This window comes from Rheinheimera metallidurans (genome assembly GCF_036983985.1).
GTDB lineage: Bacteria > Pseudomonadota > Gammaproteobacteria > Enterobacterales > Alteromonadaceae > Alishewanella > Alishewanella metallidurans.
In genome coordinates, this window is the sequence record NZ_JALAHQ010000001.1 from 1,029,696 (window position 1) to 1,049,122 (window position 19,427).

The window sequence follows — 19,427 nt, forward strand, 5'->3', positions numbered from 1 at the left end:
GTATACCGCTACATATAAATATGCCCTGAACGATGCCCTAATTGTAACAGCAATTTATATCGGCGCATAAATTCAGTTATACTGAGCGCACAGTCAGGTGGTTCTACCACTTTCGCACAGGGTTATTATTATGAAAAACGTTGTTATTAGTGGCTCAGGCTTATATACGCCAACAGAAATTATTACCAATGACGAGTTGGTTAATAGTTTTAATCATTATGTTGATCAATTTAATGCCGAGCACGTTGAGGCAATAGCCCGCGGCGATGTTACGGCGTTAGCCCATTCTAGTAGTGAATTTATTGAAAAAGCCTCTGGTATAAAAGCGCGGCACGTATTACACAAAGAGGGTATTTTGGATACTGCGATTATGCGCCCGATCTTTGCGCGTCGCAGTGCAGAGCAAATGCCAGAGATGGTTGAAATGGCACTTGATGCCGCTCGTGAAGCCATGGCACAGGCTAATAAAACCGCGGCCGATATTGATCTTATTATTTGCGCAGCATCAAATATGCAGCGACCTTATCCGGCACTCGCTATTGAATTACAGCAGTTACTGGGTGCGAGTGGTTATGCTTTTGATATGAATGTGGCCTGTTCTTCAGCAACTTTTGCTATCAGTAACGCGGTAAATGCCATCCGTGGTGAAACCGCCAAGGTGGTATTAGTGGTTAACCCTGAGTTTGCCTCGCCGCAGGTAAATTATCGTAGCCGCGACAGCCACTTTATTTTCGGTGATGTATGTACCGCCACTATTATTGAGGCTGAGGACAGTTGCACTAGCGATAACGCCTGGCGTATTAATAGTATGCGTTTAAAAACGGAGTTTTCTAATAATATACGTTGTGATGTCGGTTATACCGAACATTGTCTTCCTACTGATCCGCTAGTGCCGTTTTTTAAGCAAGAAGGCCGCAAAGTATTTAAAGAACTCTTGCCTATTGTTGCCGATGTTATTTTAAGCGAAATGGCCAGTGCGCAGGTTGCGCCTGAACAGTTAAAACGCTTATGGTTACACCAAGCTAATATCAATATGAACATTTTTGCCGTGAAAAAAATTCTCGGCCGTGATCCTTTACCAGAAGAAGCTCCGTTAGTTTTAGATACTTATGCGAATACCGCTTCTGCAGGTTCAATTATTGCATTTCACAAATATAAAACCGGTTTAGTTGCCGGCGATCACGCTATTTTGTGCTCATTTGGTGCTGGTTATTCGGTAGGCTGCTTAATGCTACAAAAATGTTGATATTCGCCAATGGCAGACTAATAAAGGCCACGCATTTGAGTGGCCTTTTAATTGACTAAACAAGACTGAGTATTTAGTAAGCTTGACTGTGTACATCGCGAACGGCACGACCAGAAGGGTCGGTCATTTGCGCCATTTTCGCATCCCAAGCTAACGCTTCTGGTGTTGAGCAAGCAACCGATTTACCGCCCGGTACACAGGCAATAGCACCGGCGTGTGGAAAGTGCTCCTCAAAAATAACCCGATAATAATAGGCTTCTTTACTATCTGGCGTGTTCACTGGAAAGCGAAAGCTCGCGGTAGCCATTTGTTGATCTGACACTTCCTTTTCGGCATGGGCTTTTAAGCTATCAATCCAGCTATAGCCTACGCCATCAGAAAATTGCTCTTTTTGCCGCCATAAAATATCGTTTGGCAGTAAGCCTTCAAACGCTTGGCGTAAAATGTGTTTCTCCATTTTTCCGCCGCCACACATTTTAGCTTGTGGGTTTAAGCGCATGGCAACGTCCATAAAGGTTTTATCTAAAAATGGCACTCGGGCTTCAATACCCCAAGCCGACATCGCCTTATTCGCGCGGTTGCAGTCGAACATATGCAAGCGGTCAAGTTTACGTAGCGTTTCTTGATGAAATTCTTGCGCATTCGGCGCTTTATGAAAATACAAATAACCGCCAAATAGTTCATCAGAGCCTTCACCCGATAACACCATTTTTATACCCATGGCTTTAATCTTTCGAGCCATTAGGTACATTGGCGTAGAGGCACGAATGGTTGTAACATCATAGGTTTCTAAGAAGTAGATCACATCGCGCAGCGCATCTAGGCCTTCTTGTACCGTAAATTCAACGGTATGATGCACAGTGCCAATGGCATCGGCGACCTTTTTCGCTGCCACTAAATCTGGCGAGCCAGCTAAACCAACTGCAAACGAGTGTAAGCGCGGCCACCACGCTTCGGATTGATCGTTGTCTTCGATTCGACGTTTAGCAAACTGCTGCGCAATGGCAGAAATAAGTGATGAATCTAAGCCACCAGACAATAATACACCGTAGGGTACATCAGACATTAAGTGGCTTTTAACACTGCGTACTAAGGCCGCGTTTAGCTCGGTTAAGCTGGCTGGGTTATCTTTAACCGCGTCAAAACTTTGCCAATCGCGTTTATAATAACACTGCAATTCACCCACTTTGCTATCGAAGTAGTGCCCCGGAGGGAATTCTTTAATTTGCTTACAAACCGGCACTAGCGCTTTTAATTCTGATGCGACAAATAGTTGGCCGTGTTCGTCATAACCATAATACAACGGGATAATACCAATATGATCACGGGCTATTAGATAGCGATTTTGCTCAGCATCATACAAAATAAACGCAAACATACCCTGAAGTTGGTCAATAAATTCAGCACCATGTTCTAAATAAAGTGGCAGAATAACTTCACAGTCAGATTTGGTTTTAAAGGCATAAGCGCTCGCGAGCTCATGCTCGAGTTGCTTATGATTATAGATCTCGCCATTCACTGCCAGAATGTGATTTCGATTATTATTAATGAGGGGCTGGGCGCCATTTTCAGTATCTACAATCGCCAGACGCTCGTGTACTAAAATGGCATTGTCGTTATTCCACACACCAGACCAATCTGGACCGCGATGACGTAATAACTTGGATAACTGTAGCGCCTGCTGGCGCAACGCTTTAACATCAGTTCTGATGTCAAGCACCCCAAAAATCGAACACATGGTAACCTCTATTAATTAATTTCGAATAAATACATTATTTGGCAGTGTGCACGTCTAAACGTGTCATTTGAATGTGCCATGCTGGCGCGAAAAAGCAAGTGATTTTTACTCGTATATTGTAGCGTGATAAAATGCCGCGGTTATGGCCAGAGATGAATAAGAAAAATGAAGCAACAATGTGATAAAAATCGGTTTAGCCCACCGCCGCATTGGCAGGTTGATATTATAAATACTAATCCGATTTTTGCTGTTATAACGCAAGCGTTTGCTGAGCTAGGCGCAGAAAACTGGCCAAGTTTGGCAACGTTAAACCAATGGTTAACTAACGACTATCGCTTCGTTACCAACGATAAACTCGAAGAGGACGGACGTTACTATGAGGCGTTTATTTACGCTACCAAAACGATACCTTGCCGTGAGCAAAGCTGGCACGACTTCTTTGGCGCACTGATTTGGTGTTTATTTCCGCAGACTAAAGCACTACTTAACCAGTTACATATTGCCGAAATTAAACAGCACGGCTTAAAACAGCGCAGTAAGTTACGCAATAAACTTACGCTATTTGATGAGTGTGGGTTGATTCTTTGTTTAGAACACAGTGCGCAGCACCATGGCGCATTATTACGCAGCCATCAATGGCAACAGAGTTTTGTGCAACAGCGCCAAGATTGGTGGCGGGGCATTACGCCGGTAATTTTTGGCCATGCCTTATATGAAATGGCCACTAAGCCTTTTATTGGTTTAACCGCCAAAGCATTATTTATAGATGTGCCTGAGGGTTTTAGCCAATGGCCATTAGCCAATAAATTTTTGTTTTTAGACTCAGCGCTGTGTAATAGCATCGCAACACAAGGACTACTGCTTGATAGTCAGCAATTAACACCTTTACCGTTATTGGGCGTGCCGACGTGGTATCCGCCAAATGAGGTTGCTGAATTTTATACTAATACCAACTATTTTCGGCCCAAAACCAAGGCCGTGATGCCTTAAACCAAGCCGGTTAATGTAGTTTGGCGTAGTTGTTAGCCTGATTAAAAAGCCGTGTATATCCGTAAAAACCGCGCAAAGCGTGGTAAGCCATGTTTAGTTAGCCCGTTATAACGGTAAGTAATGGTGCTGCCAATAGCGGGTGGGTTTTTGCGTAAGGCATCGGTTAGGCCGCTACCGATAGCAAATTCTTGACCTGCGGCGTTTTTAACCAGCAATGCACCAACCATACCTTGATATTTGCCCTTGCCGGGCCGATAGCCAATTACCGTCGCTTCGGTATCAAGATAGCTTTTTAATTTTAGTAAATCGGTTGTTCTACCGGTTTTATATAATGCATCTTGATGATGCAGCATTAAGCCTTCTGCGCCTATGTTTTCCAGCTCTGCTAACTTCTTAATCAGTTGTTCTTTATCGGCGACACGAAATTGCGGGATAACGTGCAAGTAAGCGCTATTTTGCTCGGCGACAATAGCCTGAAGTTGACTTAAGCGCTCGGTAAAGCTGCCTGCACCGTTGGGTAACTCAAAGACGTAATAACCCAGTTTTTGCCATTCACTATCAACTGGACTGTTGTTACTTATGCTACTTAAGGTATCAGCAAAGCGTTGCTGACCAAGCCATAGTTCACCGTCTAGTGCCGTGTTTGGGAAGTGGGCAGTAAACCACGTTGGTGCGGCAATAATATGGCCGCCGCGTGAAATTAACTGTTTGCCATCCCAATAAGCCCGAACACCATCCAGCTTTTCACTTACCCAATATTGGCGCACATCAAAGGTGTCGTTATATACCTCGGCTAGTATTAAATCGGGTTTAGTGGCGGCAGCTAAACTAAAGCTACCTAGTAATAAAACTAAAAGTAACAATTTGTTCATTACCTTTGCCCTGTTGCTAAAAATAAAAAGTATAGTAACCACGGCTTTTAATACAACCTAGTGCAATAAAGCCAAAGTACGCTAAGTCATGATGCGCCAGACTGTTTATATTTTGTTACAGCTTTCTTTTGTTTAGCTATTGTTTGTGTTTATAGGCTGGCTGATAATCGAGCCTAGTTAATGTAAAGGATTATCTAATGATTGAAGTAAAACAATTGGCTAAAGCGTTTGCGCTTAGTAAAAATAACAAATTATCAGATACTGAAAAACAAGATATTCGTTACAGTAAAGAGGCGTTTCATTCGGTACGTGAAGTCAGCTTTAACTGTGGCGATGGTGAAGTTCTAGGCTTGTTAGGCCCCAATGGTGCGGGTAAAACCACAACCTTACGTATGTTATCTACCGCGTTAAAACCTGATGCCGGCTCGGTGTTGTTAAATGGCGTTGACGTATTAAAACACCCGGTAAAGGCGCGGCAACAAATTGGCTTTTTATCGGCTGATACCGGCTTATACGGCAAGTTAACCGCGTTTGAAAATATCGCCTATTTTGGTCGTTTACATGGCATGAAAGAGCAAGCATTAAAACAACGTATCGATGAGCTATTTACCCTACTTAATATGCATGATTTTGCCAATCGCCGCGCGGACAATATGTCGACCGGTATGAAGCAAAAAACCGCGATTGCCCGTGCAGTTGTGCATAAGCCAAGAGTGGTTATTTTAGATGAGCCTACAACCGGTTTGGATATTATGACAGTGCAAACCGTACTCGATTTTATCAAGGGCCTAAAGCAGGTGGGTACGCCGGTTATCTTTTCAACGCACCACCTAGATGAAGTGGCGTCATTATGTGATCGGGTAGTAGTGATTGATAAAGGCATCAGTGCTTTTAATGGTGATATTGGTGAGTTTACCGCGTTATCGCCAAATAGAGATTTACGCGAAGCCTTTTTATCGGTGTTACAGCCGGTAGCGCAAACGACAATAAAAACAGAGCAGGGAGTCGCTTAATATGTGGCAAGTTTATTTTAAAGAGCTGACAGAGCTTATGCGCGATAAAAAAACGCTGATCTTTGTTATTTTATTACCCATATTTATCTTTCCGGTTATTTTCGGTGTGATGGGCTTAGTGCTATCTAGCACTACTAATAAAGCGATGAACGCAGAGCATCGTTATGTGATAGTTAATGCAGAACAAGCGCCTGAATTTACTGAGGCATTGTTTTATCACAAAAACTTCAAGAAAGTAGACAGTGATCTGGTTGAGCAAGACGACCTAGCGCAAGCAATTCGTGACGATAAGTTCGATGTTGCTATCGTTATCCCTGCCGATTTTGCCAGTAAACTCCAGCAAGTAGAGCAAGCAACCTGGCAAATAATTTATAACCAGTCATCACAGTTTGACTTTATGTATCGCTATTTCAACGAGTTATTAACTGACTACAACGAAAAACTACAACGGGAAAGCTTAACCAAACTAAACGTCGATCCCGTTAAGTTAGCCGCTATTATTAAACCGGTAGCCATTGAAAGACAAGATACTGCGGCCAAGCGAGAAAACATTGGTGAAAAGTTTGGCGCGCTAATCGCTTACATTCTTATCCCTTTATGTTTATTAGGAGCCTCGTATCCTGCCATTGATATGGGCGCTGGTGAAAAAGAGCGTGGCACCTTAGAAACCTTGCTTATTTGTCCTATTAGCCGCGTTAGTATTGTGTTAGGTAAGTTTTTTACCGTATTAACCACTGGCTTAGCTGGTGCGCTGATTACCGTTGCCAGCTTTGGTATTTGGGGCGCGATTATTGGCTCTTTAGCCGGCATGTCAGTAGTAGAAGAGGCAATGTCAGCAATTTCAATTACCGAGCTTGTGCTTATTTTCTCGTTGTTACTGCCTATTTCTGCGGTGTTTGCGGCAATTTTATTAGCCATTTCAATATATGCGCGCACGTTTAAAGAAGCACAAAATTATATTAGCCCACTCACCATTATTATGTTCGTGCCGCTTGTTGCCGCGATGATGCCAGGAATTGAGCTCAATGCAAAAACGGCACTAATACCCATTATGAACGTAGCGCTAGCCATTAAAGAGCTGATTAAAGGCACTGCAGATTATTGGATGCTAGCGCTTATATTTGGCTCAACCATTGCGCTGGCCGGTATCGCTATTGGTTTTTGTGTGCATTGGTTTCAGCAAGAAAAAGTGTTATTTCGCTAAGTACGACACGTTAGCAATAAACAACAACGCTGGCTTTTGCTGGCGTTGTTGTTTACGACGCATTTCAGTTTGCAAACACTATTGATAATAGTTCTTAATAGTATTAAAATGCCGGCGTATTGTTATTGGAGCGCTGTTATGTACGTCTGCCTATGTAAAGCTGTTACTGATAAAGCCATTAAACAAAAGGTGGCTGAAGGTGTATCGACCATGCGTGAGCTAAAAATGTGCACCGGTTTAGGTAGCCAATGTGGCAAATGCACCTGTCAAGCCCAGCAAATTCTGCACACTGAGTTAGTAAACATTTCTGCTGATAATTTCGACTTAGCCAAACCTGCTGCTTAATTTGCATTAATATTCAAATTTATAGAATTTTAATTCGCAATATATTCTCTTCTAATACTATTCTGGTCATAATGTTGGCACTAGCCTAGGCCTACCTAGGTACTTACTAACGCATTAATAGGCGCAGATATGGATAAAATTAAACAGGTTGCCATTGTTGGTGGTGTGCATGGTAACGAATTCTCTGGTATTTATTTAGTTAAACAATATCAGGCTGCGCCTGCAGCCGCGGCTAGGCCAAGCTTTAATACTGAGCTGGTGTGGGCTAACCCAGAGGCTTTTCGTGCTAATAAACGTTATTTACATAGCGATTTAAACCGGCAGTTTAAGCTGGTTGATCTGGCCAATACGGCGCTAAGCAATTATGAACAAAGCCGCGCTAAAGTACTTAACGCGCAACTTGGCCCTAAGGGGCGGGCTAAAACTGATTTACTGATTGATTTACATAACACCACTAGCAATATGGGCGCCTGTTTAATTTTAACCCAAGCCGGTACTTTTTATAATCAGTTAGCTGCCTATGTAAAAATGGTTATGCCAGAGGCAATTATATCGCGTGACGAAGACCATATTGCCGCGCAAGACCATGCGCTTATGTGCACGCTTGGCCGTTATGGTGTGTTGGTAGAAGTAGGGCCGCAGTCACAGTCAGTGCTGCGTCACGACATATTAGAGTTAATGCACACTATGACGCAGCATATTCTTGATTTTGTTGAGTTGTACAACAACAATAACTTACCGGCACTGCCTAAACATACTGAAGCCTTTCGCTATTTACACAGCATTAAGCTGCCAATGAACGAGCAGGGTGAGCGCATAGGTATGGTGCATAAAAATATTCAAGACAATGACTATCAACCAATTAACCCAGGCGATGCGATTTTTACTCTGTTTGATGGCACAGAAATTTATTACAACGGTGATGTAACGGTATACCCAACCTTTATTAATGAAGCGGCGTACTACGATAATAATTTAGCGATGTCATTAAACGAAAAAGTATTAATTACACTTGAGTAACATTTTTAACTATTTGTGTTTTGCAGTTACGTTTTATGGCAACTAGAATACTAATTCTAAACAACCTTGGCGGGCAAAAGTGTGCCACTAACACTGCGTAATGTTTTTCTCGTTATTAGTTTAAACCTATTGGGCTGCAATGCTTTGCAATCTGCCGAGCCGCTACGCCTGCTAACTGAGTATAATCCGCCGGCGGAAATTATTGATGAGCAAGGTAACGTAAACGGCGTTACCGTAAAGCTTATTCGTATATTGCAACAGCGGTTAAACCAGCCGGCAAGTATTGAGCTTATGCCTTGGAGTCGGGCGTTAAACATTGCTAAAGAAGCAAAAAATGTTGGCTTGTTTGAAACGGTTTATACCGAAAAACGAGCCGCATTATTTAAATGGGTTGGCCCACTGCGTATTAATAGTATTTCGCTGTACGGGGTCGAAACACGCTTAGGTAATGACGTTACACAACTGGTGTTTCCGGGCAAACTTATCGCCTGTAGCTATCGTGATTCAGCAACATCAGAAGAGATTATGCAATTAGGTTTTGTTGAAGGGAAAAATTTAGTACTAACTACGCGCTCAGGCGATTGCTTAGAGATGCTAGTTTTAGGGCGAGTTGATCTTATTGCCATAACCGAAGGCTCGGTCTCTAAATTCTTACCAAGGTTAGCGTCAACCTCAGAAAACTTAATTAAAGTTCACACCTTATCGGAACGCCGGCGTTATTTAGCGTTTTCAAAAGATATACCGGATGAAACCGTAGCACTGTGGCAAGCCGCATTAGAGCAAAGCTATCTTGACGGCACCATGCGTAAATTGTATCAACCGGTATATGGCGAAGACATTATTCACCGATTAGAGCAATTTGCCGAACAAAAACATCGGATAGAACGTACTGCTACGCCAAGCATAAATTGGCATTACTAACCCAGATTGTCGGCAATGAAAGCCCATGCGGTTATAACGTATCGTATTTGGCTTTCTTCTCAATTAACTCAATAGCATAGTTATCCGGATCACGAACAAACGCAATATTGGTTGCCCCCCCTTTAACCGGGCCTGGCTCACGGCTAATTACGCCACCTTTAGCGCGAATTTTATCGCAAGCTTCATATATATTGTCTACTTCAAGCGCAATATGGCCAAATGCCGTACCAAGATCGTAGTTATCCACGCCCCAGTTGTAGGTCAGTTCTAATACTGCCGTGTCATGCTCTTCGCCATAACCGACAAAAGCCAGTGTGTATTTGTATTCAGCGTTTTCAGACTGACGCAACAGTTTCATGCCTAATATTTCGGTGTAAAACGCGATAGACTTATCTAAATCGCCAACACGTAGCATGGTATGTAACATTCTCATAAAAACCTCTATTCAGTTTTGGCGTTAAACCAGCAGACAATTTTGGTAATTCCGCTACCGCCGAGCGGCCTGCTATGTTAACACATAATAGCGTACAAAAAGGGCGGCTAGGCGGTAAAAACGGGTACTCATTCTAAAATTTATTGCATTATATTAGCTGTAATTAACAACCTATTTGAGCAACAAACCAGACGCGTTTTGTTAGATAAATTTTACTGCTTGTGTTACAGCTATTAAACTATCCGTCCCTATAATATGGTAGGCGTTGAGGTTGTAAAAAAACGCTAATTAGTTTAAATAACTGGGAAGTCCAATATCAATACTTAAATATTAATAGTGGCATGTCAGGATGGTATTATTTAAAGACGAAGCTTGCTTCGGTTGTTAACTAACAAGTCTAACGGGACATTACTATGAAAAATGTTGTTTGCAGTTCACTGTTCGCCATTTTATTACCCACATTAAGTTATGCCGCAGAGCAACAAAACCATGCTGAACATACCCAGGATAAACATGCTAAGGCGCATCAAGCAACGTCAGGCGTTGAGGCGATGTCTGCTAGTTTACGTGATTTACTTACTCAAGAAATGAGTGCATTACAGTATGGCATGATGTCAATTATTCCGGCCTATGTTGCCGGAAACTGGGGTGAAATTGAAACCACGGCGGGGAAGATGAAAAACAGTTACATATTGAAGCAAAAACTAACTGAGCAACAAATAGAAGAGTTCCATTCATCGTTACCGGCTGAGTTTATTAAACAAGACCAGAATTTTCATTATCTAGCAGGAATGCTTGAACATGCTGCCAAGAGTGGCAAACCAGAGTTAATTAACTTTTACTTTTCTGAAATGAACCGAGCCTGTGTTAGTTGCCACACCGACTTTGCTACACATAAGTTTCCGGCTTTAAAAGCAAAGAAAAGTAGTGAGCATGCTCACTAATTAATACGTTAGGCGATTGGTATCTTTCGCTTGTTACTGGTGGAAATAATAAAGTTGTGTCAATTACTTCTCAGCAACAAGAACGTATTTAATCGCTTAATTACGGTAACTAGTTAAAGGTATCTAGTCAGTTTTGTCTTTAAACTCGCACAGATCTTCGATGATACAACTGCCGCAACGCGGTTTGCGGGCGACGCAAGTGTAGCGGCCATGCAAAATTAACCAATGATGCAAGTTGTACATAAACTCGGTTTTGTTCGGGGTGTTTTTAATGATGCTTTGCTCGGTTTCTTCAACTGTTTTGCCTTTGGCATAGCCCGTGCGGTTGGCGACGCGCTGGATGTGGGTATCAACCGCGATAAAGTATTTACCTTCATTATCTTTTAGCCAACCAAACGCAGTATTAAGTACCACGTTTGCGGTTTTTCGGCCAACACCGGGCAGCGCTTCTAGGGCTGCTCGGTTTTCAGGAACTTGGCCTTGGTGTAGATCAACCAGCATGCGGCAGGTTTTTATGGTGTTTTCAGCTTTGGTATTAAATAAGCCAATGGTTTTTATATAGTGTTTAACGCCGTCTACACCTAAATCTAACATCGCTTGCGGTGTGCGGGCGACAGGGAATAGATGCTTAGTGGCTTTGTTTACGCCAACATCGGTGGCTTGTGCTGACAATAGCACTGCAATAAGGAGTTCAAACGGTGAGCTGTATTCAAGTTCGGTAGTCGGGTTTGGATTAGCAGCGCGCAGGCGGCTTAGTATTTCAATACGTTTTTGTTTGTTCATATTTACTTTAACCGCATTATTGTGCTGCGCCAGTGACTCTAGCGCGTGCAATGCTACCTTTGGCAACAGCCTCTTTTTGTTTGAGTTTATTATCAATGGTATTTTTAAGCGCAATAATTAGCCCCATACCTAAGAAGGCACCTGGTGGTAACATCGCCAGTAAAAAATGGCTGTCGACGCTAAATAGCTCAATACGCAGCACTTTCGCCCAGCTGCCTAGTAGTAAATCGGCACCATCAAACAGCGTGCCTTGGCCGAGTATCTCACGTGCTGCACCAAGCACCGTTAGCACTAACATAAAGCCTAAACCCATCATAATGGCGTCAATGGCCGAGGGGAGTACCGCATTTTTTGACGCAAAGGCTTCAGCGCGGCCAATAATGGCGCAGTTGGTAACAATTAATGGAATAAAAATACCCAAAGATTGATACAAGCCAAAGGTGTAAGCATTCATCAGTAACTGCACTACGGTAACTAAGCTGGCAATAATAAGCACAAATACCGGAATGCGAATTTCGCTGGCAACATGGTTGCGCACCATAGATACCGCAACGTTAGAGCCAAGTAGCACCAATAAGGTTGCCGCACCAAGGCCAAGCGCATTGGTTATGGTAGCAGTAACGGCTAACAGTGGGCATAAACCCAGTAGCTGCACCAGCCCAGGGTTGTTTTTCCACAGCCCTTGAATGGCTAATTCTTTAAACTGACTCATAGCGTTACCTTATTGCTTTGGGCAATTAGCGGGTTGGGTTGCCAGCTCTGGGTGTTGCTGAATAAATAGCGTGGCTTTTCGCACCGCATTTATTACTGCTCGTGGTGTAATAGTGGCACCTGTAAACTGGTCAAAATCACCACCGTCTTTACGCACTGCCCATTTACTGGCGTTATTATCGGTTACGGTTTTATCGTTAAAACTAAAAATCCACGGCGAACGGCGCGCTTCTATTTTGTCGCCAAGCCCGGGGGTTTCTTGATGATTTAATATTCGCGTGCCTAGTATAGTACCCTCTGGTGTAACGGCGACGATAAGATCGATATTGCCGCTATAACCATCAGGTGCTGTGGTTTCAATAAGATAAGCGGCGAGCTGGCCATCTTTGCGCCAACGATATAACGCTTGCGGGCTCGAGCGGCCTAGTAAGGCTTGATCGGTTACTTGAATGCAGTCTTGCAATAAGGCTTGATTAGCTTCTACGCTGGGCAGAACTTCGGATAAAATGGCTATTTTACTGGCTTGACGTTGTTGTTCAATCCGCGGCTCGGTTTGAATATGTACTAGGCTAAGAATAGCAACACATAATACCGCGACAACGCCAAGCGCCAGTGCATTTTTGCTGATTGCTCTAATCATTTAGTCTGGCTCCGAGCGCGATGGCCATAGGTTCTTGGTCTGGTGTAGTAATCAATTAGCGGCACCGCCATATTAGCGAGCAAAATAGCAAAGGCATAGGCATCGGGGTAGCCACCGAAATTACGAATTAAAAATACCAGTAAGCCAATTAATGCGCCATAGACTAAGCGGCCTGTCGCTGTGGTTGCCGCAGATACCGGGTCGGTAGCAATAAAAAATGCTGCCAACATAGTGCCACCGCTAAATAGGTGAAATAATGGGCCAGCTAAGGTGTCGGGTGCGGCTAAAGCCGCAATAGCTGATAAGACAAACAGGCTAGCGAGTACGGCAACGGGAATACGCCAGCTAATAACCTGTTGTTTAATTAACACTAAACCGCCGGCTAAATAAGCCAAGTTAACCCATAGCCAACCACTGCCAGCAAAGGCAAAAAATACCGGGCTTTGCCAGCTTTCATCTAGCGTTAGGCCTCGGCTTAAATCGGTGCGTAAGGTATCAAGAGGCGTCGCCATAGTGATGCCATCTACGCTAGTTTGTAGTTGCGCTAGGCTAAAACCGCTGCAACTAAACTGAGTAAATACACTGCATATCGCGTCTAATGGCGTTAGCGTAACACTGTGTAATGAAAGCGGCGGTAGCCATTGTGTCATCTGCACCGGAAATGAGATAAGTAGCAACACATAGGCAGCCATCGCAGGGTTAAATAAATTATTACCCAACCCACCGTAGAGTTGTTTTACCATAATAATGGCAAAGGCTGTACCAATAACAATAATCCACCATGGCGCGTAAGGCGGAATGGCAATAGCAAGTAAAACGGCCGTCAGCATAGCGCTATTGTCTTTAAGCCTAGGCAATACAGGTTTATTGCGTAGCCGTAACACAAAAGCTTCGCTAAACCATGCCGTGATAATCGCTAGCAGTAATTGTATTAACACCCCATAACCAAATAATGCCGCTTGCACGGCGATACCGGGTAGACAGGCCATGATAACCATAAGCATAATTTGCGACGTGCTTTTTTGGTTATGTTGGTGCGGCGAACTAGCTATTTTAAAACTCATAAGGTGTCATCGTCCGCTTGTTTACGCGCTTTAGCCCGAGCAATAGCCGCGGCAATAGCGGCCTTGCGTGGATCTGGCTCTGTATTTTGACTACTTACTTCAGTAGAAGGTGATACCGGAGCCTCTTGTGTCACTGTGCGCTCGGCTGTCACGGAATTTTGTTGTTTGGCTTTAGCCCGAGCAATAGCTGCGGCAATGGCAGCTTTGCGCGGGTCAAGCTCAGCCGTGCTGTTGTCGGTTGCACTGGTTTGTTGCTGCTTGTTTTTTGCTCTGGCGATAGCAGCGGCAATAGCGGCTTTGCGCGCATCAGCAGGCTCTGCTTGGGTTTCTGGCGTTGTTTTTTCTACCTCGGGTGCGGCTGTTTCTGCTAGGGCTTTTTGTTGTTGATACTCACGCGCCTGTTGCTTTTTTTGCTCCCGCTCAGCATGTAGCTGTGCGGAGCTAGTGTCGCTATTGTCGGCTACGGCTGCCTGCGCTTGTTTGGCTTTAATGCGAGCTAATGCTTCGGCTACGGTATTATTGGCACCACTTGCCAGCTGTTGCTGTTGGCGTGTGGCCGCCAGTTGCTGATTTCGTGCTAAGCGTTCTTGTTTCTCATGTTCAAGCCTTGCGTTACGAGCTTCAAAACGTGCTTTGGCTTGTTCTGCTTTTACCGCTTCGCGTTGTTGTTCGCGAATATCGGCTTTGGCAACGCGATAATACTGCACTAGCGGAATTTCGCTGGGACAAACATAAGCACAAGCACCACACTCAATACAGTCGGCAAGGTTATATTCTTTTAACTTGTCGCTATCTTTGGCTTTGCTGTACCACAGCAACTGTTGGGGTAACAAGCTGGCAGGGCAGGCATCGGCGCAAGCGCTGCAGCGAATACAGTCCATTTCATCTGTCGCCGCCGGCAGCTCTTCAGCGGTTGGCGCGAGAATACAGTTCGTGGTTTTTACTACAGGTACATTTAAATCTGACAGGGTAAAACCCATCATGGGCCCACCCATAATTACGCGTTGCATTGGTTCGGGTTGAAAGCCGCATAATTGCAATAGGCTAGATACCGGAGTACCTAATAAGGCGATCACGTTTTGTGGTTGGTTAAGTGTATTGCCGGTAACGGTAACCACGCGTGATATTAGCGGGTGATCGTCCAGTACGGCTTTAGCAATAGCAAAGGCGGTACCTACGTTATGCATAACGATACCAATATCGAGCGGCCGTCGGCCATTTGGTACTTCTTTATTAGTAAGTAGCTGAATAAGTTGTTTTTCACCGCCAGAGGGATACTTAACTGGTACAGCCCGGACATAGTAGTTTTCACGCTGGCTGCAAGCGGCCATCATTGCAGCACAAGCAATAGCCTTATCGTCTTCAATACCAATGAGCACGGCTTTGGGGTTAAGCAGATGGCAAAGAATATCAATACCTTTGACGATAGTAGTTGCCGCTTCCTGCATTAATAAATCATCAGCAGTAATATAAGGCTCGCACTCTACAGCGTTAATAATCAGATAATCAATCGGTTGTGACACACCAGATTTTAAGTGCGTAGGAAAGCCTGCGCCACCCATGCCAGCGATGCCGCTATTTTGGATCCGTGTTAATAATTGCGCTTTGTCACAACTGGCAAAGTTTAATGGTTCGCGCTCACGCCATTGGTCTAAACCATCTGGCGCTAAGATGAGTGTAAGCTCGGGCAGTGCTGATGGATGCGCGCCGGTATGCGGAGCTATCTGTACCACTGTGCCTGACGTTGGTGCATGCACTGGCACTACCATCGAGTTGTCTGCACTGGTTAGCTGCTGGCCTTTTAATACGCGTTCACCTGCACGTACAAGTAACTGTCCGGCCACGCCAATATGCTGACGCAATGGAATATACAAACGATCAGGCAGCGGCATAACCGCAATCGGTTTTTGGTTACTTAGCTGTTTGCGTGTGGGCGGATGAATGCCTCCGTGAAAATCCCAGAGCACACCCGCTTGAATTTGTTTAAATAAACTGGGCATGGTTTTACTCCACGATCTTCACAGGAATAGCTGATAAATCCCACTTCCAACGCTCAGTGGTGTTGGCCAGTGGCACCATATCAATACAATCAACCGGGCAGGGCTCGACACACAGATCACAGCCGGTGCATTCGTCGACAATGACGGTATGCATTAATTTTGACGCACCAACGATGGCATCAACAGGGCAAGCTTGAATACATTTAGTGCAGCCAATACATTCGTCTTCGCGAATATACGCAACGCGTTTGATATTTTCTGTTTGGGCAGCGTTTAATGGTTTAGCTTCAACCCCTAATAAATCGGCAAGTTTGCGAATAGTGGCTTCACCGCCAGGGGGGCATTTATTAATGTCGTCACCATTAGCAATGGCTTCAGCATAGGGCTTACAACCAGGATAGCCACACTGGCCACATTGGGTTTGTGGCAAAATATCGTCTATTTGATCAACCAGCGGATCGCTTTCTACTTTAAAACGAACCGCCGCATAGCCTAGCACAGCACCAAAAATTAGCGCTAACACACCTAAAGAAATAAGCGCGGTAACTAACGTCATTACACTTTCACCAAGCCAGTAAAGCCCATAAAGGCCAGCGACATTAAGCCGGCAGTAATCATGGCAATAGCGGCGCCTTTAAACGGCACCGGCACATCAGCGGCGGCTAAGCGCTCACGCATTGCGGCAAATAAAATTAACACTAACGAAAAGCCAACGGCTGCGCCAAAGCCATATACCACTGAATTAATAAAATTATGTCTAGCGTTTACGTTAAGTAGCGCTACGCCTAATACCGCACAGTTAGTGGTAATTAATGGTAAGAAGATACCCAGTAGCCGATATAGGGTAGGGCTGGTTTTGTGCACCACCATTTCAGTAAATTGCACTACCACCGCGATAACTAAAATAAAGGTTAGTGTACGCAGATAAAGCAGGTCTAGAGGCGCAAGCAGATAGTGATCAACCAGATAGCTGCATAACGATGCCAGTGTTAGCACAAAGGTAGTTGCTAATGACATGCCTATAGCCGTTTCTAGTTTGCTAGAAACGCCCATAAAAGGACAGAGACCTAAAAACTTTACTAGCACAAAATTGTTCACCAGTACGGTACTGATCAACAACAGCAGAAATTCAGTCATCGTATCGCTCGGGTAAAAATAAGGGCTGTATTATGCAATTAAGCGGCAATAGACACAACCGGATAAAGCGTAGGGGTATTGCGGCGGTATTGATAATACCGCCGCGGTGTTAGCTTATAATGGCGCCGGTTTTCCAACATAGTAGCCTTGGTTACCGTCAATAAATAACGATTCAAGCATGTGTTTTTCTTCCTGTGTTTCTACGCTTTCGGCAAAAACACCTACGCCGATGCGGTGTGCTAAATCGATCATTAAGCGCATAAAGTATTGATTATTTTTATCTTCGTTTATATGTCGAGTGTAGCTACCATCCATTTTTACGTAATCTGGTTTTAAATCACGGAAAAACTTAAATGAGGTAATGCCGACACCAAACTTTTCCACTGTAACTCGTGAACCGGCGCGGTGTGCCATATCAATAAAGCGTTTACTGGTTTTTAAATTTTGCTGCATACCAAATTCGGTAACTTCAAATACTAATTTAGCGGCAATATGTGCATCTTTTAATAAGCGACGTTCTAACCAAATTATAAATTGATCATCATGTACACAACGAGCGGATAAATTTATACCAAAATATTGATCTTGTAAGTTTTTATTCTTTATCGTGGTAAGCGCTGTTTCAATAATTAATCGGTCAACAGCGACAATACGGTCTAGTTTTTCTGCCATGGCTAAAAATGAAGCCGTAGGCAAAATTTGACCTTCTTGGGTTTTAAAGCGTACTAATATTTCAGAGTAGGCTTTGGCTGAGCGGTTTGATGGCTGAATAAGTTGTGCCAACAAACTAATACGATTATTAGTTAATACGTCGTCAATAACGTTGCGCCAGTTCTGGTTGCCGTAGCCACCGCTAGCCATTTCAAGCCCAGATGACTCTTTTTGTAAGTGCCATGCGTTAGGTTGTTTCGTTTGTGCCAAGCTGATAGAGGTATCAGCAATGGCGAGTAACTCACCTAAAGCTTTACCCGATTCATAGCAGACTAAACCGGTGTAGGCGACAGAGTCTAACTCTGAGCTTTTTTGATATTCGTTAAAACGGCTTTGCAATTGTAAGGCAAAGTTTTCTGCTTCTTTTGGCGTGATCCTTGGCAGTAAAATACCAAAATCAGAGCTGTTTAAACGATAAATACGATGCTCTTTATAGCCGCCGCACAATTTTTTAATTAACTCAGCAATTTCACGTATATAACCATCACCTTCCTGAAAACCTCGCGTCTGGTTTAACGTTTGTAGTTCAGTACAACGAGTGATAGCAAATACACCAAAATCGTTGCTTTCATTATTACGAATATTATCTTCGTAATACTGTACGAAACGATTACGGTTCGGTAAGCCAGTAACCGAATCTTTATAGGCTTCCTCGGCAATTTGATTAGCGTTAGAAGCCATCTCGTTGTATTGGCTACGGGTATAGTTAGCTAACTTTTGCAGAGCTGTATTAATTTCTGAAAATTCAATCGGTATTTTTTGCCAGTTTGGTTCGGCTTTTTGTGGGTCTTGGATAAAGCGATCGATTAAATCATTTACCGCACTAGTGGTGCGCCGATAACTGCGGGTAATGCTACGCTTACTTAACAACACCGGGAACCAGCCTAGTACAAACGGCAATAGCATCAGCATTAACAACATTAACTGGAACTGTTCTAAGCGGGCACTAAAGTCGAGTTGGTAATTAAGCTGAATATTGTGCTCTTGGTTACGCAACATTTGTGGTTTAAATTCACTACCAAATAATTGTAAAAGCCAAGCTCCTAGCGGAGCTTTATTACCGTTTACATTTTGTTCGTGTAATACAGTGCCGTCTAACTGACTAACGCGTAAGCTTTTAAGGTTAAAACTGCGGTCCAGCTGTCGGCTTAATACTTTGCCATCGCCGGTAATATGGTTAGCTAAAATTTGTTCAATAGCCGTTTTGGCATTGTCTTCGGATGTATTCAGTTGTTGCTGGGTATACATAGTCAATATAACCATGGCAGCACCTGCCAACACAACGGCTGACAGTAACTGACTGATAAGCAAAGTACGCAATATTCTCATAAGCTGTGATCACCAGACATAACTGATTTCCTTGTCCAAACCTTTAATATAGGTTTTGGAGCCTGCAATAGAAAGCTAATTAAATCAAAAAAATAGGAATAAATACACTAATTACGATAGAAAGGCATAAATACAGGTAGTAAAGGTGGCTCCCCAGACTGGACTCGAACCAGTGACCTACGGATTAACAGTCCGCCGCTCTAACCAACTGAGCTACTAGGGAAGGGTATAAATAGTGTTTATGCTGTTGGCTCCCCAGACTGGACTCGAACCAGTGACCTACGGATTAACAGTCCGCCGCTCTAACCAACTGAGCTACTAGGGAA

The 19,427-nt window shown here is 43.7% G+C and carries 19 protein-coding genes and 2 tRNA genes; 8 read left to right on the forward strand and 13 right to left on the reverse strand.

Annotated features, from left to right (window positions below):
• Window positions 1-130: 130 nt before the first annotated feature.
• On the forward strand, window positions 131-1,246 hold the full coding sequence (locus tag MN199_RS04845) for a beta-ketoacyl-ACP synthase III (protein ID WP_335738594.1): 1,116 nt from the start codon (window positions 131-133) through the stop codon (window positions 1,244-1,246).
• Between the two features lie 73 nt (window positions 1,247-1,319).
• On the opposite strand, the gene asnB is transcribed toward MN199_RS04845, so the two are convergent.
• On the reverse strand, window positions 1,320-2,984 hold the full coding sequence (gene asnB / locus MN199_RS04850) for an asparagine synthase B (RefSeq protein WP_335738595.1): 1,665 nt from the start codon (window positions 2,982-2,984) through the stop codon (window positions 1,320-1,322).
• Window positions 2,985-3,149: 165 nt separating this feature from the next.
• On the opposite strand from asnB, the gene MN199_RS04855 reads away from it, so the two are divergent.
• Complete coding sequence (locus MN199_RS04855) at window positions 3,150-3,974, forward strand: DUF3025 domain-containing protein (protein WP_335738596.1); 825 nt, start codon at window positions 3,150-3,152, stop codon at window positions 3,972-3,974.
• A gap of 41 nt (window positions 3,975-4,015) precedes the next feature.
• Here MN199_RS04855 and MN199_RS04860 read toward each other — a convergent pair whose 3' ends face one another.
• Complete coding sequence (locus tag MN199_RS04860; RefSeq protein ID WP_335738597.1) at window positions 4,016-4,846, reverse strand: DNA ligase; 831 nt, start codon at window positions 4,844-4,846, stop codon at window positions 4,016-4,018.
• A 197-nt stretch (window positions 4,847-5,043) separates the two neighbouring features.
• On the opposite strand from MN199_RS04860, the gene MN199_RS04865 reads away from it, so the two are divergent.
• From MN199_RS04865 to MN199_RS04885, 5 genes are all read left to right on the forward strand, one after another.
• Entirely contained in the window at window positions 5,044-5,859 is an 816-nt protein-coding gene (locus tag MN199_RS04865) for an ATP-binding cassette domain-containing protein (RefSeq protein WP_335738598.1), read from the forward strand.
• Window position 5,860: 1 nt separating this feature from the next.
• Window positions 5,861-7,063 (forward strand): ABC transporter permease, encoded by a 1,203-nt coding sequence (locus MN199_RS04870; protein ID WP_335738599.1) that lies wholly within the window; start codon window positions 5,861-5,863, stop codon window positions 7,061-7,063.
• Window positions 7,064-7,201: 138 nt separating this feature from the next.
• A complete protein-coding gene (locus MN199_RS04875) occupies window positions 7,202-7,408 on the forward strand; it encodes a bacterioferritin-associated ferredoxin (RefSeq protein ID WP_335738600.1) in 207 nt (68 codons plus the stop codon).
• A gap of 129 nt (window positions 7,409-7,537) precedes the next feature.
• On the forward strand, window positions 7,538-8,428 hold the full coding sequence (locus MN199_RS04880; protein ID WP_335738601.1) for an aspartoacylase: 891 nt from the start codon (window positions 7,538-7,540) through the stop codon (window positions 8,426-8,428).
• An 81-nt stretch (window positions 8,429-8,509) separates the two neighbouring features.
• Window positions 8,510-9,349 carry a substrate-binding periplasmic protein gene (locus MN199_RS04885; protein WP_335738602.1) on the forward strand — a complete coding sequence of 280 codons (840 nt, stop codon included), beginning with the start codon at window positions 8,510-8,512 and terminating at the stop codon, window positions 9,347-9,349.
• A 31-nt stretch (window positions 9,350-9,380) separates the two neighbouring features.
• Here MN199_RS04885 and gloA read toward each other — a convergent pair whose 3' ends face one another.
• The gene (gloA, locus tag MN199_RS04890; protein ID WP_132582933.1) at window positions 9,381-9,782 is read right to left on the reverse strand and encodes a lactoylglutathione lyase; all 402 of its coding nucleotides are present in this window, start codon (window positions 9,780-9,782) and stop codon (window positions 9,381-9,383) included.
• Between the two features lie 413 nt (window positions 9,783-10,195).
• On the opposite strand from gloA, the gene MN199_RS04895 reads away from it, so the two are divergent.
• Window positions 10,196-10,726 carry a hypothetical protein gene (locus tag MN199_RS04895; protein ID WP_335738603.1) on the forward strand — a complete coding sequence of 177 codons (531 nt, stop codon included), beginning with the start codon at window positions 10,196-10,198 and terminating at the stop codon, window positions 10,724-10,726.
• Window positions 10,727-10,849: 123 nt separating this feature from the next.
• Here the strand turns inward: MN199_RS04895 and nth are convergent, their stop codons facing one another.
• The 10 genes from nth to MN199_RS04945 form a co-directional block, all read right to left on the reverse strand.
• Window positions 10,850-11,509 (reverse strand): endonuclease III, encoded by a 660-nt coding sequence (gene nth / locus MN199_RS04900; protein WP_335738604.1) that lies wholly within the window; start codon window positions 11,507-11,509, stop codon window positions 10,850-10,852.
• A gap of 16 nt (window positions 11,510-11,525) precedes the next feature.
• The gene (locus tag MN199_RS04905) at window positions 11,526-12,221 is read right to left on the reverse strand and encodes an electron transport complex subunit E (protein WP_335738605.1); all 696 of its coding nucleotides are present in this window, start codon (window positions 12,219-12,221) and stop codon (window positions 11,526-11,528) included.
• A gap of 9 nt (window positions 12,222-12,230) precedes the next feature.
• Entirely contained in the window at window positions 12,231-12,860 is a 630-nt protein-coding gene (rsxG, locus tag MN199_RS04910) for an electron transport complex subunit RsxG (RefSeq protein WP_132582939.1), read from the reverse strand.
• Entirely contained in the window at window positions 12,857-13,924 is a 1,068-nt protein-coding gene (gene rsxD, locus MN199_RS04915; RefSeq protein WP_335738606.1) for an electron transport complex subunit RsxD, read from the reverse strand. The genes rsxG and rsxD overlap by 4 nt, the downstream gene beginning before the upstream one ends.
• A complete protein-coding gene (gene rsxC, locus MN199_RS04920) occupies window positions 13,921-15,924 on the reverse strand; it encodes an electron transport complex subunit RsxC (protein WP_335738607.1) in 2,004 nt (667 codons plus the stop codon). The genes rsxD and rsxC overlap by 4 nt, the downstream gene beginning before the upstream one ends.
• A 4-nt stretch (window positions 15,925-15,928) precedes the next feature.
• The gene (gene rsxB, locus MN199_RS04925; protein ID WP_132582945.1) at window positions 15,929-16,480 is read right to left on the reverse strand and encodes an electron transport complex subunit RsxB; all 552 of its coding nucleotides are present in this window, start codon (window positions 16,478-16,480) and stop codon (window positions 15,929-15,931) included.
• The gene (gene rsxA / locus MN199_RS04930) at window positions 16,480-17,061 is read right to left on the reverse strand and encodes an electron transport complex subunit RsxA (protein ID WP_132582947.1); all 582 of its coding nucleotides are present in this window, start codon (window positions 17,059-17,061) and stop codon (window positions 16,480-16,482) included. The genes rsxB and rsxA overlap by 1 nt, the downstream gene beginning before the upstream one ends.
• A 114-nt stretch (window positions 17,062-17,175) precedes the next feature.
• Entirely contained in the window at window positions 17,176-19,035 is a 1,860-nt protein-coding gene (locus tag MN199_RS04935) for an EAL domain-containing protein (RefSeq protein ID WP_335738608.1), read from the reverse strand.
• A gap of 212 nt (window positions 19,036-19,247) precedes the next feature.
• Window positions 19,248-19,324 (reverse strand) — tRNA-Asn (locus tag MN199_RS04940).
• Between the two features lie 25 nt (window positions 19,325-19,349).
• A tRNA-Asn gene (locus tag MN199_RS04945) sits at window positions 19,350-19,426 on the reverse strand.
• Between the last annotated feature and the right edge of the window lies 1 nt (window position 19,427).